Annotated in this window: 10 protein-coding genes; 8 read left to right on the top strand and 2 right to left on the bottom strand. The window is 47.3% G+C overall.

Annotated elements, in window-relative coordinates:
* Nucleotides 1–3: 3 nt before the first annotated feature.
* From QYF49_RS00585 to QYF49_RS00595, 3 genes are all read left to right on the top strand, one after another.
* Nucleotides 4–510, top strand: a complete 507-nt coding sequence (locus QYF49_RS00585; protein WP_290397699.1) for a YwgA family protein — start codon at nucleotides 4–6, stop codon at nucleotides 508–510.
* 504 nt (nucleotides 511–1014) lie between these two features.
* Nucleotides 1015–5370, top strand: coding sequence for a S8 family peptidase (locus QYF49_RS00590; protein WP_290397700.1), 4356 nt, complete (start codon nucleotides 1015–1017; stop codon nucleotides 5368–5370).
* Nucleotides 5371–5507: 137 nt separating this feature from the next.
* On the top strand, nucleotides 5508–5681 hold the full coding sequence (locus QYF49_RS00595; RefSeq protein ID WP_290397701.1) for a hypothetical protein: 174 nt from the start codon (nucleotides 5508–5510) through the stop codon (nucleotides 5679–5681).
* A gap of 203 nt (nucleotides 5682–5884) precedes the next feature.
* On the opposite strand, the gene QYF49_RS00600 is transcribed toward QYF49_RS00595, so the two are convergent.
* Entirely contained in the window at nucleotides 5885–7198 is a 1314-nt protein-coding gene (locus tag QYF49_RS00600) for an NCS2 family permease (RefSeq protein WP_290397702.1), read from the bottom strand.
* Between the two features lie 206 nt (nucleotides 7199–7404).
* Here QYF49_RS00600 and QYF49_RS00605 point away from each other — a divergent pair, with 206 nt between their 5' ends.
* On the top strand, nucleotides 7405–7932 hold the full coding sequence (locus tag QYF49_RS00605) for a YwhD family protein (RefSeq protein WP_290397703.1): 528 nt from the start codon (nucleotides 7405–7407) through the stop codon (nucleotides 7930–7932).
* Nucleotides 7933–8525: 593 nt separating this feature from the next.
* Here QYF49_RS00605 and QYF49_RS00615 read toward each other — a convergent pair.
* Entirely contained in the window at nucleotides 8526–10592 is a 2067-nt protein-coding gene (locus tag QYF49_RS00615) for a transglycosylase domain-containing protein (RefSeq protein ID WP_290397705.1), read from the bottom strand.
* Nucleotides 10593–10716: 124 nt separating this feature from the next.
* On the opposite strand from QYF49_RS00615, the gene QYF49_RS00620 reads away from it, so the two are divergent.
* From QYF49_RS00620 to speB, 4 genes are all read left to right on the top strand, one after another.
* Nucleotides 10717–12006 carry an amidohydrolase gene (locus QYF49_RS00620; protein ID WP_290397706.1) on the top strand — a complete coding sequence of 430 codons (1290 nt, stop codon included), beginning with the start codon at nucleotides 10717–10719 and terminating at the stop codon, nucleotides 12004–12006.
* A gap of 513 nt (nucleotides 12007–12519) precedes the next feature.
* Nucleotides 12520–13458, top strand: a complete 939-nt coding sequence (locus QYF49_RS00625) for a ketopantoate reductase family protein (RefSeq protein WP_290397707.1) — start codon at nucleotides 12520–12522, stop codon at nucleotides 13456–13458.
* Between the two features lie 129 nt (nucleotides 13459–13587).
* Nucleotides 13588–14415, top strand: coding sequence for a polyamine aminopropyltransferase (speE, locus tag QYF49_RS00630; RefSeq protein WP_290397708.1), 828 nt, complete (start codon nucleotides 13588–13590; stop codon nucleotides 14413–14415).
* 93 nt (nucleotides 14416–14508) lie between these two features.
* A complete protein-coding gene (gene speB / locus QYF49_RS00635; protein WP_290397709.1) occupies nucleotides 14509–15384 on the top strand; it encodes an agmatinase in 876 nt (291 codons plus the stop codon).
* Nucleotides 15385–15470: the final 86 nt, after the last annotated feature.

A 15470-nucleotide genomic window follows, 5' to 3' on the forward strand; every position in this document is an offset into this window, starting at 1 on the left:
ACTGTGTTTGATGATCATTTAAAGGTCATAACGGTCATTAAGGAGGCCGGGGAAGTCATCGGGCGAAAAAAGCTGCAGAAGATGATCTATATCGCCAAAAAGCTTAACTTCCCATTTCAGGAAAAATATGAATTCCATTTTTACGGCCCCTACTCGGAAGAATTAACACTGCGGGTCGAAGAATTGTGCAACCTGGGCTACGTGTACGAAACCAAAGAAAAAGTGAGCGGCTATTCCCAGTATCGCTATTCTCTTAATAAAGAAGGGGAGGAATTTTTGGCCAGCTATGGAAAGAACATTCCGAAGCTTGGAGAGTGCGTTCGATCGATGAATGAACAATCCTCACGATTCTTAGAACTCGTCTCTACGATCCTATTCTTTTCACATTTGCCGGAAGACGAAGTTAAAGTCAAAATTCAGACCTTAAAGGCCAAACAAAAATATACCGAAGAAGAAATTCAGGAAGGCTATACATTCATCAGCCAGCTTGAAAACTGTATCGTGAAGTAAGGTTGTTTATATTTTTTTAAAAGCTGATTTTGCCCCAAGATCACAAGGGCATAAATCAGCTTTTTTGATGGGGGTAAAACAGGAAAATAGAACTGTGATCATTGTCACTGTCCTAATTTGGGGTGTGCGTCGATGACGAAATAACCAGTAGAATAGTTGAGGCTCATCCCATTGAGTGAACTCCTGTACCCTTTTGCCTATTATGAAATTTTTAACAAATAGAACGATTATATCCTTTGATTGTTTAGTTATTGTAAATTTATAAAGAAGATTCCCACGGTTACTCACGAATCGAGGTATGTAAGAATACCCATTCTTTTACAAATACAAACGATTCATTTTTACAAAATTAGGAATTTTATGATGACTTTCCCAATTTACATCCCTTATGATTGAGCTATCTTCCAAGGCTTTTGCATAGATACGGCAACCAAACCCAGAAAAGGAGGGGTGGATTAGATCGGTCCGGTTCAGCAGTGAAAATTGAGGGGAGGATGATGAACGATGAAAGCAAAACATCTTCGCTTATTCAGTTTAGTGATGTGCTTGTGCTTACTGATTCCTTTAGTACTTCCGAAGGGTGCAGCGGTATCTGCAAAGGCGAGGCCGCACGTATCCATGAAAAAAGCAAGTGCGACGGGCGGCGCCAAAATCAGCAGCAAGCTGCAAAAGCAATTTGATGATAAGGACTTGGTTACGTTCCTCATCAGGTTCAAGGAACAGGCCGATACTGAAAAGGCGGCAAAAGAAGCTGCCCAAAAGGCCAAGCACAAGAAGCTCAGTGCATTTAAAACAGAATTGAATAAACGATCTGCCGTCGTTTCTGAGCTTCGCGCAACAGCGATGGCAGCACAAGCGGGCGTAAAGCAATACTTAACTCAGCAAAAAAAGGAAGGGAACGCAAAGGATATCCGTTCCTATTTTATCGTGAACGGCATGGCGGTCACAGCCACAAAGACCGTAATGGAAAAAGTGGCGTCTTTTCCTGAAGTAGACAAGGTCCTCCCTAACGAAATCAGGCATATCCAGCCTGTCCAAGAAGCAAAAGGAAAGGCCATTCCCACGATAGAAGCGGCTAAAGCCTCAAAAGAATCGGCAAAGGCTGCCAAAGAAACGAAGGCAGAACCAGCCTCTGTCGAGTGGAACATCGACCGAGTAAGTGCACCGCAAGTCTGGAACATGGGCATCGATGGCTCAGGAACAGTTGTAGCCAATATCGATACCGGTGTTCAGTGGGATCATCCTGCTTTGAAAGAAAAATACCGTGGTTATAATGCATCCAACGGTTCTGTAAATCACGAATTCAACTGGTTCGATGCGACGGCAGGACGAGCCGCACCATACGATGATGATAATCACGGAACCCATACGATGGGTACCATGGTGGGCGGTGAACCGAATGGAAATAATCAGATCGGTGTAGCGCCAGGCGCCCAATGGATCGCTGTGAAGGCCTTTACTCCGAGTGGAGGAAGTGATGCTGACCTGCTGGAGGCAGGACAATGGATCATCGCCCCGACGGATGCCGCTGGAAATCCACACCCCGAAAAAGCGCCTGATGTAGTGAACAACTCTTGGGGCGGCGGACCTGGCATCGATGACTGGTACCGACAAATGGTACAAAACTGGCGTGCAGCCGAAATCTTCCCCGAATTTTCCGCAGGCAACACCACGTTAACGAATCCGGGCGGACCTGGCTCAGTCGCCAACCCGGCGAACTATCCTGAATCTTTTGCCACCGGAGCTACGGACATCAACAACAAACTAGCCTCTTTTTCTTTGAGGGGACCGTCCCCGTATGGCGGCATTATGAAGCCCGAAATCTCAGCGCCAGGCGTTAACATCCGTTCATCCATTCCTGGAAACAACTATGAGGGAGGATGGAATGGAACCTCGATGGCAGGGCCGCACGTTTCTGCGGTTGTCGCTCTCCTCCGCCAGGTCAATTCCTCTCTGACGGTGGATCAGATCGAAACCATACTTAAAGAGACAGCGGCTCCTCTCACTGACACCGATTATCCTGAAAGCCCGAACAATGGTTATGGACATGGTCTGGTCAATGCATTCGATGCTGTATCCTCGATTATCAGCGGCTTAGGAAAAGTGAAAGGGACAGTCATGAAAGAAGGAGAGGACTCGGAAGCCCCAACCTATACGCACGAAGCCCCTTCTGAAACGTATGCGGGAATGGACCTTCCGTTATCCATTACAGTCAAAGATAACGTGAGTGTTTCTTCTGTCACTCTTCAATATCAGAACAATGAAGGAAACTGGCAGTCTGCTGAAGCAGAACGCACGAGCGGAAACTATAGCGAAGGAACATATTCAGCGGTTCTGCCGGGCGATGCGGTTGCCGTGCCTTCGGTATCTTACCGCTGGAAAGTGGTTGATTTTGGCCAGAATGAAGTAACCACCGATTCGTACAGTGTGAATGTTCGTCCCGGGATCACCGCGGGTTACTCTACCGATTTTGAAACCCAGCCTGTTGGATGGGCATCATGGGGAGATAAAAACTCATGGGAATGGGGAACGCCGACTTCAGGTCCAGGAAATGCGGCCTCAGGCACAAAAGTGTATGGTACCAATCTTGACGGAAACTACGACAACAGTGCAAACATGGCCCTGAGGATGCCGCCTGTAGACTTGGGTGACGGCCCCGCCTATCTTCAGCTGAAGCATTGGTATGAAATCGAGAACAACTATGATTATGCGCAAATTTTTATTTCTGCTGATCAGCAGAATTGGGTAGAAAAAGCAAGATTCACGAATAAGAGCAACGGATGGCTGGATGCGCAGGTTGATCTTTCTGCCTATGCAGACCAGAGAATCTATATCGTATTTAATTTAAAGACAGACGGAAGTGTGACCAAACCGGGCTGGTATTTGGATGATGTGAAATTGTCAGCAACTCCGGCGGGAACTTCAAAAGCAGGTACTGCGCTTCAAGCCAAACCGGCAGGAGAAGTGAAGGATGCTGTGAAAAAAGCAGTGAATCCGGAAAAAATCCAGCCAGTGAACCAACTGGCGTTCAAGAAAACGGATGAGAGCAAAAAAGAAGCTGCTCCAAACGGCCTTCCGATCAATGCCGAGGTCAGCGTGCTGGAAACAGGGCGGTCCACGAAAACCAACCCTGCAAACGGAACCTACTCTCTGACACATGCAGCAGGAGACTATACGCTTGTTGCAGAATCATACGGATATCGTTCACAGCAGCAGAATGTTCACATCGAAGCAGAAGGTGAAACAGAAAAGAGCTTTATGCTGGAAGAGATTCCAAAAGGCATGATTTCCGGTACCGTAACCAATGAGCAAACCGGTGCTCCAATCAAGGATGCCATCGTTTATGTGGCAGAGGATGCTGCGGTCCAGCCAGTAAAAACGGATGAAAACGGCAACTACAGCCTAAATGTGTATGAAGGTACGTATACCGTCAAAGTGATGGCTTCCGGATACTACGGAAAAGACATGCAGGCTGTCGTCAAAGGAAATGAAACGACAGACAAGGATGCTGCACTTAAGCCATTTATATCCGCTCCGGGAGGCGAAATCGGCTATGATGACGGAACTGCTGAAAATGCCCATGCCTTCTATGATGCTGGAAATGGATGGGCGGTTAAGATGTCCCTTCCGGCAGGAAAAGAGCAAGGCTTGGTAACGGGCGGAATGTTCCGTTTCTGGGATACGGAATGGCCGGTTCCAGGTGGTACTGAAATCAAAGTGGCGGTTTACGATGCGAGCGGCCCGGATGGAGCACCAGGCAAGAAACTCGCCGGTCCAATGGATGCTGCGGCTCTTCGAAATGGAGAATGGACGAAGGTCGATCTTTCAAGCTATGGCATTCAAGTATCAGGTGATTTCTATTTGGTCTATTTCCAGGTGAAACCGAATCCGAATGCACCGGGTCTCGCCACCGATGAAAACGGGACCAATGCAGGGCGAAGCTGGCAGTATGTCGGGGGTGCCTGGTCACCTTCACCAGCCGATGAAGGTAACTACATGATCCGCGCCTTGGTGGATTATGAAGTAACGGCTCCTGTTATTTTGTCTCCTGCAGATGGAAGCTTTACAAATCAAGAGACGGTGACTGTGGAAGGCCAGACCGCCCCAAATATTAAAGTGCACGTCTTGAAAGACGGGGTGAAGGCAGCAGAAGCCACGGCTGACAAAGACGGGAAGTTTGCTGCTGATGTCACCCTGTCCAACGGTGATAATGTGCTGACCGCTAAGGCCGTCACCGACCGTGGAAGCACGGATGCATCGGTTCCTGTGAAAGTGACACTCGATCAGAAGAAGCCGAAGCTCGTTATCGATAGCCCGGCAGACGGATTGAAAACCAATAAAGAGACGGTCACCGTTAAAGGAAAAGTAACAGAAGATCACATTCAATCGGTGAAGGTGAACGGAGACGATGTCACAGTCAAAGCGGATGGCAGCTATTCCTACCGCATGATGCTCGAGTTAGGGGACAATGTGATTAAAGTAGCCGCACGGGATAAGGCAGGCAATAGCGTATCCAAAAAAGTAACGGTATATGCCCAGTATGAGGATCTTGTCATTGAAAATCTCAAGCCGGACAGTGATAAAACCTTGAAGTCGGGCCAGACGGTCAAGATTGAATTTGACAGCTCGCAAGATCTGGAAGCTGCATTCGTTATCCATATGCCGCTCACGAATGCCAGAGCAGCTGAAACGGACGCGACAGAGCTTCCAATGAGAGAGACCTCGCCGGGGCATTATGAAGGCTATTATACAGCGACCTCCAACATCAAAGTCAGAGGAGCCGCTGTGGAAGTCAAAGTGAAAGATGATTACGGCAACAGCACAAGTAAGACTGCAGAAGGAAAATTGAATATCAATTAATTAGACCTACATGGAAGCCCTCGCTAATCGAGGGCTTCTTTATACTATCTTTTGCGTAAAGCTTGTCCGCCTCACCCACGGCATCAAAATGGGATGGTGCGAGGTTTAGCTCCTCTATTGCATGGGTAATCTGCAGCATGGCGATGATTCAGTGGGCGGATGAACGATTTGCCTACCGTTTGGCTCAAGGCCCAGCTCCAAAGAAAGCTCGGTTTGGCAGGGCTCACGCGAAGGCAGAGCGTGAAGGATGGTTCCGTCACCTGCTCTCCTGGGGAGTTGGCTGTATACTCCTTGGACTTAATCGGGGATGAAACCCGGACAGCAGCTTTGCTGAGGATCATCCGCCTATGGCCGGTCATTTTGGCAGCGGACTTTTTGATAAGTTTCAGTTAAACGGTTTGGCCGAAAAAACAAAAAAAGCAAGCGACCTTTTAATTAAAGGCCGGTTGCTTTTTTATTCGTGTTCAGCTCCAGCGCTTGTCGAACCTTAGCAGGGCGCTTGCCACGTTTCTGACTAGTGCGGCAGGAAGGCGAGCTGATAGAAGAACAGTACAGAAAACAAATATACGAGAAATGGTACTTCACGCCATTTGCCGCGGGCGATTTTTAATAGCGGATACGAGATGAAACCGAAAGCAATTCCTGTTGCGATGCTGGACGTGAGCGGCATCGTCAAGATGATGATAAACGCGGGGAACGCTTCATCAAGCTCATCCCATTTGATCTTTCCTAATGCACCAAGCATCAAGCTCCCAACAATGATCAGGGTTGGAGCAGTGATGGCTGACAGTCCGGATATCGCTCCGACTAGCGGAGAGAAAAACGCGGATATGATGAACAAGACGGCAACTGTAACAGAAGTAAGACCTGTTCTTCCTCCGGCTGCTACTCCAGAAGACGATTCAATATACGCACTTGTCGGGCTCGTCCCAATGGCTGCCCCTACGGTAGTAGCTACAGAATCCGCCAGTAGGGCTTCACGGGCTTTTGGCATCTTGTTGTTTTTCATCAGCCCGGCTTGTTCTGCAACACCGACCATCGTTCCCGTCGTATCGAAAATCGTTACGAGGAGGAAGGAGAAAACAACGGCAAACAGTCCATAATGAAACACATCAGCAAAAATGGTCATCGGATCTCCGAAAATGAAGATCGATTTTGGCATCTCTGGAACAGACACGATACCTTTAAATTTTAATTGTCCGGTAAAATACGCGATAATTCCGGTGATGATCATGCCGAAGAATAACGCTCCGTTCACATTCAACGCCATTAGAATGAGCGTAATCGCCAAGCCCGCGAGAGCGAGCATAACAGAATGAGAATGAAGATTTCCTAAAGAAACCAAGTTTTCTTTATGGGCGGTAATGATTCCTGTCATGCGCATTCCGATAAAGGCGATGAAGAGACCGATACCTGCAGTGATTCCGTATTTTAAGTTGGCGGGGATCGCCTCGATGAGTTTTTCACGAAAAGGTGTTAAAGATAGTATGACGAAAATAATACCTGCTACAAAAACAGCGCCAAAGGCTGTTTGATACGAGATATTGGTATGATTGCCTACCACTGAGAAGGCGAAATAGGCATTAAGCCCCATACCCGGCGCAATGGCGATTGGGAGGTTGGCGAAAAGCGCCATCCATAGCGTTCCAACAACGGTAGCGATAATTGTCGCTATGAAAACAGTATTGAAAGGAACGCCGGCAGAGTGAAGAACAATCGGGTTAACGACAACGATATAGACCATTGTTAAAAAAGTTGTAATCCCTGAAATGACTTCGGTTCTTACGTTTGTCCCGCGTTCTTTTAGTTTAAAGAATGATGAAAACATTGGTGTACCTCCAAAAAATACGAACAATTTTTAAATGCTTACTTATAATATTCGTTTTTAGTATGTATTGCAACCTATTTTATCAAGTATTGTTACCTGTTTATCTTCATATGATACTAGCATAGAAGACATTGCAGTCTTAAATCGCTGAGAGTTGTGGTAAAATGAAGATAGAATTGAAGCGATGTCGGGAGGTTTAACATAACATGAAGGATATTTTCGGATCAGATCAAAATAAGAATAAAAAAGGAATGGGATTCACGATTTTAAGCGGGGATTCAACGGACGGGCATGGCGGATACGGGGTTGGAGCGATGAGCCTTGACCATATGACACCTGTTATCGTTGATCCTGTTGACGGTGATGCCTACGTTGATATGGGTGCGATGCATGCCCGCAGTGACATAGAAAAGCGCATTAAATTCACACCGGACCGCGCCAACACTCCAAATCCAAGATTGTACTGGCTCGTATGGGTCACCATTAACCGGAATGAAGAAGGCCCGTTCTATTACGGGGTAGCTGCATGTGAAATGCAGATCGATGCTGAAGCACGGCGCGGCTATAAAAGCCTGCCTGAGCACGTCAACCGAATGGATAAATCCTTAAAAGGCCAAGTGATCGTCGATGATATGGACGAAAAATCGAGGGTGCTTCTCGCCGAGTTTTTGAAAAGCCATGATGAAGGCATGTTCAGCCGTTCTTCAGAGGAAGTAAGGAAATTATTGCCATAAAATTGGAAGAGTTATGAACCTTTTTTGAACATTTTCTAAAAAACTTGTGACAATTCCGTGGAATACCGTAAAATGAAGCTAGCATTGCACACACAATGTTGCTAGGACAATAAACAGCCCGGGAGCTTTTGAGCACCCGGGCTGTTTATTTTGTCGAGGTTTTTGTTCGAGCGCTTTTTTGAAAAGGCTGTTTTCGTAACCTTTGTTGGCTCTTGGGAGTGGTTGATTTCCGTTTCAGGCTGCTCGCTTTCCGCGGGGCGTGCGATGAGCCTCCTCGGCGCAGGCGCCTGCGGGTCTCACCTGTCCCGCTAGTCCCGCAGGAGTCTCGCACCTTGCACTCCAATCAACTTGTCAATGAAGACTCTTTACAAAAATGTTCCAAAGCAACAATCTATTAGAAAAGAGCTTTTGAAAATGATGCGTTTTGCAAGTAAAATGTGTCGAATCGCAAGTAATTCGGGCATTTTCGCAAGTAACGCACGGAAAGTCGCAAGTAATCTTTGTCGAACCGCAAGTAATAGCACCAATTCCGCAAGTAAACCAAAAGATCCGCCTCAAAACACCTGAGAGCGGATCCTTTTATCCTCATTAAATCAGTGCCACCACGGAAAGACTTTTTGAAACCATCCTTTTCTCTTATGATCGAATCCGTTGTGATTGAATGGGCGGTCTCCCGCATGTTCGTGGCAGTATTCTGTTGGCTCTGTTCCCTCTATATAATATGTGCGCCGTTTCACCGGGCAATTTTCCGTTGCGAGCTTTCCGTTTTTAGGATTCACCATTACACTGACGACGCCTTTTGGCTTCTTAAAGGCAGCTGCCGGCTCATTTTTCAGAGCGTTCTCCATGTAGTGGACCCAGATTTTTTTTGAGTAGCTTCCATCGTTGATCCGATTGATCTCTTTTCCTTGGTCATACCCGATCCAAACGCCTGTCGTCAGCTGAGGAGTAAAGCCGACCATCCAGCTGTCGGTCGGGGTCGAGCCGGATTTTCCTGCTGCCGGGCGGGTCAGGTACTGGTCGATGCTTGAACCGGTGACCTTCGTATAGTCGTTCAGCTTTTCGTCAAACATCCCTTTCATCAAGTCCGTCATCACAAAAGCCGCCCGTTTGTCAAGAACCTGTTTCTTCTTATACTGATGCTCGTAGATCACATTGCCCTTGCTGTCTGTAATTTTCTTAATGAAAACCGGTTCCACCCGTTTGCCGCCGTTCGCAAAAAGGTTGTAGGCGTTTGTCATCTCCATGACGCTTACTCCCTTTGTTCCCAGAGCGAGTGAGGGAACACTGGATAAGGGGCTCTTGATCCCGAACTGGCGCGCGGCTTTGACGAGTTTCTTCGGCCCAAGAAAAAGATTGGTCTTGACCGCATAAATATTATCAGAAAGTGCGAGAGCTTCAGAAAGAGTGATGAAATCATAGGCATATAGATCGTTGTAGTTCTTTGGTTCGTAATCTTTTTGCCCATCCCCCATCGCGAACGAAGTCGGCTCGCTCTTTATGGTGGTGGATGGTGTATAGCCGTTTTTTAGCGCTGTATAGTACAAGAATGGCTTAAAGGATGAGCCTGGCGCACGTTTTGCCTGAACAGCCCTATCAAAAGGGCTTTCTGTAAAATTTCGGCCCCCGATGAGTGCCTTCACGTCCCCATTTCTTGGATCCATCGAAACAAGAGCAGTCTGAATGGAGGAATCTTTATCGATTTGTTCCTCGACTTCCTTTTCTGCTGCTTTTTGCATGGAAACATCCAGGGTTGTATAGATGTGCAGCCCGCCAAGCTCAACCAGCTTCGGATCGAGCTTCAGTTCGCTCTTCAGTGTCTTCATCACTTCCGCCTGAAAGTAAGGAGCGATTTTAGGCTTCTGTTCGTCTTTTTCACTCACAATCGTAAGTGGAGCAGCAGCAGCCTCCCGTGCTTCTTTTCTGGTGAGAAAGTGATTTTTCTCCATCGCCCTTAAGATAATAGACTGCCGCTGTTTAGCCCGTTCTTCATGATAGAGAGGAGAATAATATCCGGGCCCTTTTGGTATGCCTGCCAGCATGGAGGCCTCAGGTACGCTGAGGCTGCTTGAATCCTTGCCAAAATAAAATGCGGAAGCGGATTGAATGCCATAGGTGCCGTGGCCGTAATAGATTGTATTTAAATAACCTTCGAGTATATCATTTTTCGAATAATTCATTTCTAGTCTTATCGTATAAAAGGCTTCCATCGCTTTTCGAAACCACGTCTTATCATGCGTTAAAAAGAGGTTCCTCGCAAACTGCTGGGAGATCGTGCTCGCTCCCTGGACCTTTGCCCCGGCCCTGACGTCTGCCAGGAGAGCGGCTGCGATCCGCTTTAGGTCAAATCCATGATGGTCATAAAAGTTTTTATCCTCTATGGCGATGGTCGCCTGTATAAGTGCAGGACTCATTTTGTTCAATGGAACCCAGAAACGTTTTTCACCGGAGTTATTGATCTCGCCGATCTCTTCTCCATCCCTGGCATGAATGACAGTCGTCTGCGGAACAAGCAAAGGAGGAGGACCCAACAACTTGGCCAGCAGCAGCACGCCGAGAAGGCATGCAGCCATTCCTCCTGCCATAAAGGCGGCCAGTTTGCCGATCGCTTTTGCTTTTTGTAGTGAAGTATACTCCTTCCAGCGCGTGATCCAGGACATGCCTATACCCTCCTTCATTTTTTCATTATCTAGTATGGGAGAGTTAAGCATCTTCTAAACGTAGATAGAGAGGGAAATGTTATACTTGTCCCATAAAGATGGACGAAACGGGAGGAGCATAACGTTGATATTAAAAAATGCACGGTATCTTAGTGAGGCGGACGGAATCTGGACGACGAAGCAGGATGATATTCTGATAGAGGGAAACAGAATCGAGGAGATCGGCAGCCTGGAGCTTCTGTACAGCGAACATGAAGTATGGGATGTAAAGGATTTTCTCATTATGCCTGGACTCATCAATGGACACCAGCATACCCCAATGTCGTTGCTGCGCTGCTACAGTGACGATCTGCCTTTAATGGACTGGCTCAATAAGAAGATGCTGCCTGCAGAGATGAAGATGACGAGCGGCGACCGGTACTGGGGAGCGATGCTTTCCATTGCGGAAATGATCAAAAGCGGAACGACCGCTTACGCGGATATGTACATCGACATGGATACGATAGCAAGAGCGGTGGAGGAGGCTGGAATACGCGCATCGCTTGCCAGAGGCATGATTGCGATGGACTCCAACTACAGTGACCGGATCGAGGAATCAAGGGCTCTTGTAAACCGCTGGCATGGAAGCGCTGATGGACGGATAACGGCGATGGTCGCCCCGCATTCTCCCTACATGTGTCCGCCTGATTTCTTGAGTGACGCTGTAAAGCTGGCAAAAGAACTGGATGTGCCGCTGCATACCCACCTTGCCGAGACCGCTGATGAGCGCAGGATCATTCAGGAACGGCACGGCATGAGCCCCGTCGAATACTTGGAGTCGGCAGGATTTTTTGAAGATACAAGGGTTGTTCTTGCGCACGGCGTACACTTTACGGAAGCAGACCTTTCGATTCTCGAATCGGTTCATGGCGGAATCATTCACAATCCGGTGAGCAATGCCAAGCTCGGGTGCGGAACAAGCAATGTGGTTGAACTGGCTCAGAGGGGAATGAAGGTAGGACTCGGAACAGACGGTCCGGGAAGTGCGAGCACGCTGGATATGTTTATGGAAATGAAGGCAGCAGCCTGGATGCAAAAGCTCCTGCATGGCGATGCTTCTGCCCTCTCTGCTCATGAAGTGTTGACCATGGCAACAAAAAATGGGGCTGAAATACTGGGGATCGGCAAGGAAACCGGAAGTATTGAACCCGGGAAAAAAGCGGATATCCTGTTTCTGAAGATGAACCAGCCTCATCTCCTGCCGGCGCATCATGATGCCTCTCTGCTTGTGTATGCCGCAGCTGGACAGGATGTAGATTCTGTCATGATCGATGGAAAGCTTGTTATGAAAAATCGCGAACTGCTGACGATGGATGAAGAAAAGGTGATGTTTGAAGCGAAGCAAAGCGCGGAAAATCTTTTAAAGCGGCTCTAATGAGTAAGGCTGACAAATTTTGATAATGATGGTATGATGAAAGCAGAAACGTAATAAAATAAGACCGCTGGCATGGCGGCCAGCGGCTCAATAGTCGGTTCTCCCCAGGGGGATCGGCTAAGATTCAAAGCAAAGCGAGAAAAATAGACCGTTTCCTTGAGTTGGGGCTGAAGGGCGGTCTATTTTTTATGCGACAAAACAGAAACGATAAGGGACGCAAAAGCGACCGCGAACATAAGCGCTTCGAATATCGTCAGAGGCATCACCCCCTTTCGCGTAAAGCCTGTACACGATTGGTTGCAGCTTCAGCTTATAGAGAGTGCGCCGACCACCCCAAGGAACCTATACTATTGTCTTCCCATTATACCATCCGCTGCGGGATTGCATTCAATCTTAAAAAAGTTAGGAAAAAAGGCCGTGATCGAAAGCTGCTGATTTATTTGGGTATCCAATTACTTTGCGGTACTATAAAAATGAGAAAGTTCTGAATTAAAAGAAGGCAGGGTGAGCGAAATGAAGGTTGTTGTGTTTGGAGCAGGCGCGTTGGGAGTCTATTTTGGGGGAAGATGGCTTCAGGCTGGCCACCAGGTCTCCTTTTTAGTAAGGGAAAAGAGAAAGAAGGAGATTGAGGAGCATGGTCTGTATATCCATAGCGTGCAAGGAGATTATAGGTTAAATGAACCTGATCTTATCCTTCGGCCGGAAGAAGTGGAGAGCTGTGATCTTGTATTGCTTTCCGTCAAAGGCTATCACTTGGAAGAGGCGCTTCCTATTTTAAAGCAGCTCGTAGAGAAAGGGGCGCGTATTCTCCCTCTTCTGAACGGGATCGAACATATTTATAAGCTGCAGGACGAGCTTGGAGAAGAGGCGGTGATCGGCGGCCTGGCTTTTATCATCGCAACCTTGGACGAAAAAGGACATGTGGTTCATACGAGCGTCCAGCATGACATTGTTTTCGGGCCGCTTGCTGCTTCCCAGCAGAAAATGTGTGATTCTCTGTCTCGGATGATGGATGCAAGCAACATGAACGCTTTACTGAGCTCTGATATGCTTAAAAGTCTCTGGCAAAAGTATATGTTCATTACAGCATTCTCTGGAGTTACAACAGCTGCCAATCTGCCCATTGGTAAAATACGGGAGCAGGGAGAAACAATCAAGCTGTTCCGTGCCGTGCTGACAGAGATGAAGAACCTTGCCAACGCGTTTCATGTGAGGCTGGAAGAACAAGACATTGAGGAGACGATGGCAAAAATGGAGGGCCTTGCTTACGAATCTACTTCATCCATGCATCAAGACAGGCGGAAGGGCCTGCGGCTGGAGGTCGATCACTTACAGGGAGGTGCATTGAGGCTCGCTGCGCAATGCAAGCTGAAGCTGCCGTATATCGAGACTTTGCACGCGTTAATTAAGCCTTTTGAAGAAGGTGCTGTCTCAGTTGGAGCCAAACTGTAGATCGATGAGCTCTCAAGTGAGGGGTTTAACTGAAATTGCGTGTGGAATAACAAAAAAGTAAATGCTATAATCGTTATGTTTGTTGAAAGAACAACGATGCCTGGCATCTCAAATAGAGGAGTGATGAACGTGGAACTATGGTTCACGGAAAAACAGACGAAAAACTTTGGGATCACTGCAAAAATTAAACGTACATATGTGACGGAGCAAACAGAATTCCAAAAGCTGGATATGGTGGAAACAGAGGAGTTCGGAAACATGCTTATTCTTGACGGCATGGTGATGACCACGCAAAAGGACGAGTTTGTTTATCATGAGATGGTCGCACACGTACCTTTGTTTACTCATCCGAAACCAACTCAAGTTCTGGTTGTTGGCGGCGGCGATGGCGGTGTGATCCGTGAAGTCTTGAAGCACCCTTCCGTAGAGAAGGCAACGTTGGTTGAAATCGATGGAAAAGTGATCGAGTATTCCAAGCAATACCTCCCTGAAATTGCTGGTGATCTGGATAACCCGAGGGTAGAAGTAAAAGTGGACGATGGCTTCATGCACATCGCAACTAGCGAGAACAAGTATGACGTCATCATGGTCGACTCTACTGAACCGGTAGGACCTGCTGCGAAATTGTTCGAAAAAGGCTTTTACGAAGGGATTTCAAAGGCTTTGAAAGAAGACGGAATCTTTGTCGCCCAAACGGACAACCCTTGGTTCACACCGGAACTCATTTCAAAAGTGTTCAAAGACGTTCGCGAAATCTTCCCGATCACGCGTCTTTATACAGCCAATATCCCGACATACCCAAGCGGACTTTGGACGTTCACGATTGGTTCCAAACAATACGACCCGCTCGAAGTCAACGAAGAGCGTTTTCATGACATCGAGACCAAATACTGGACAAAAGATCTCCAGAAAGCAGCTTTTGCACTTCCGAAGTTTGTAGGAGATCTGATTAAGTAAAAGAAAACTTCAAAGATATTAATAAACCGAGGCATTGCACATGTAAAGCCGGCAGCTGAAGCCACACAGAAAGAGAAAGGGGCGACCACAGTCATGCGATTTGACGAAGCCTATTCTGGAAATGTTTTTATTTTAAGCAAGCAGGATTATGAAACAGCCGATGCGGTTCTATACGGAATGCCGATGGACTGGACGGTATCCTTCCGTCCGGGTTCTCGTTTCGGCCCTGCAAGAATCCGTGAAGCCTCTTTAGGGCTTGAGGAATACAGCCCATATGCGGATAAGCATCTTGAAGAAGTCAATTACTTTGATGCGGGTGATATCCCGCTTCCTTTCGGAAATCCGCAGCGCAGCCTTGATCTTATCGAAGAATATGTGACAACATTGCTGGATGCCGGGAAATTTCCACTGGGCATGGGCGGAGAGCACCTCGTTTCATGGCCGATCTTTAAGGCGTTAAAGAATAAATACGATGATTTTGCCATCATCCATATCGATGCCCACGCGGATCTGAGGGAGCAGTATGAGGGAGAGCCTCTTTCCCACTCTACTCCTATACGAAAAGCGTGCGGACTGATTGGTGCGGAGAATGTTTACTCTTTCGGTATTCGATCAGGAATGAGAGAAGAGTTTCAATTCGCCAGAGAGTCCGGTATGCATATGCATAAGTTCGATGTGGCGGAGCCTTTGAAGAAGGTATTACCGACGCTTGCTGGCCGCAATGTTTACGTAACGATCGACATTGATGTGCTTGATCCTGCCCATGCACCTGGAACGGGTACGGCTGAGGCAGGAGGGATTACATCCAAAGAATTGCTGGAGGCTATCCATTTAATCTCTGAGTCTGACATCAACATCATTGGTGCTGACTTGGTTGAAGTAGCCCCAATCTATGATCCTTCTGAACAAACGCCAATCGCTGCGGGTAAATTCCTGAGGGAAATTCTTTTAGGCTGGGTGAACAAATAATAATGAATGAAAAAAGACTGAGCCAATTGTTGGTTTCAGTCTTTTTTTGTCGAAAAAAAGTAACAATATTGTGTCTATTTTGATAT

The organism is Fictibacillus terranigra (assembly GCF_030412265.1).
In the GTDB taxonomy this organism is placed as follows: Bacteria; Bacillota; Bacilli; order Bacillales; family Fictibacillaceae; genus Fictibacillus_C; species Fictibacillus_C terrinigri.

What these genes read in the sequence shown, in the direction of transcription:
- QYF49_RS00605 (WP_290397703.1), top strand. Translation starts at nt 7,405, where the DNA reads ATGAAGGATATTTTCGGATCAGATCAAAATAAGAATAAAAAAGGAATG.
- speB (WP_290397709.1), top strand. Translation starts at nt 14,509, where the DNA reads ATGCGATTTGACGAAGCCTATTCTGGAAATGTTTTTATTTTAAGCAAG.
- QYF49_RS00625 (WP_290397707.1), top strand. Translation starts at nt 12,520, where the DNA reads ATGAAGGTTGTTGTGTTTGGAGCAGGCGCGTTGGGAGTCTATTTTGGG.
- QYF49_RS00590 (WP_290397700.1), top strand. Translation starts at nt 1,015, where the DNA reads ATGAAAGCAAAACATCTTCGCTTATTCAGTTTAGTGATGTGCTTGTGC.
- QYF49_RS00615 (WP_290397705.1), bottom strand. Translation starts at nt 10,592, where the DNA reads ATGTCCTGGATCACGCGCTGGAAGGAGTATACTTCACTACAAAAAGCA.
- QYF49_RS00595 (WP_290397701.1), top strand. Translation starts at nt 5,508, where the DNA reads ATGGCGATGATTCAGTGGGCGGATGAACGATTTGCCTACCGTTTGGCT.
- QYF49_RS00600 (WP_290397702.1), bottom strand. Translation starts at nt 7,198, where the DNA reads ATGTTTTCATCATTCTTTAAACTAAAAGAACGCGGGACAAACGTAAGA.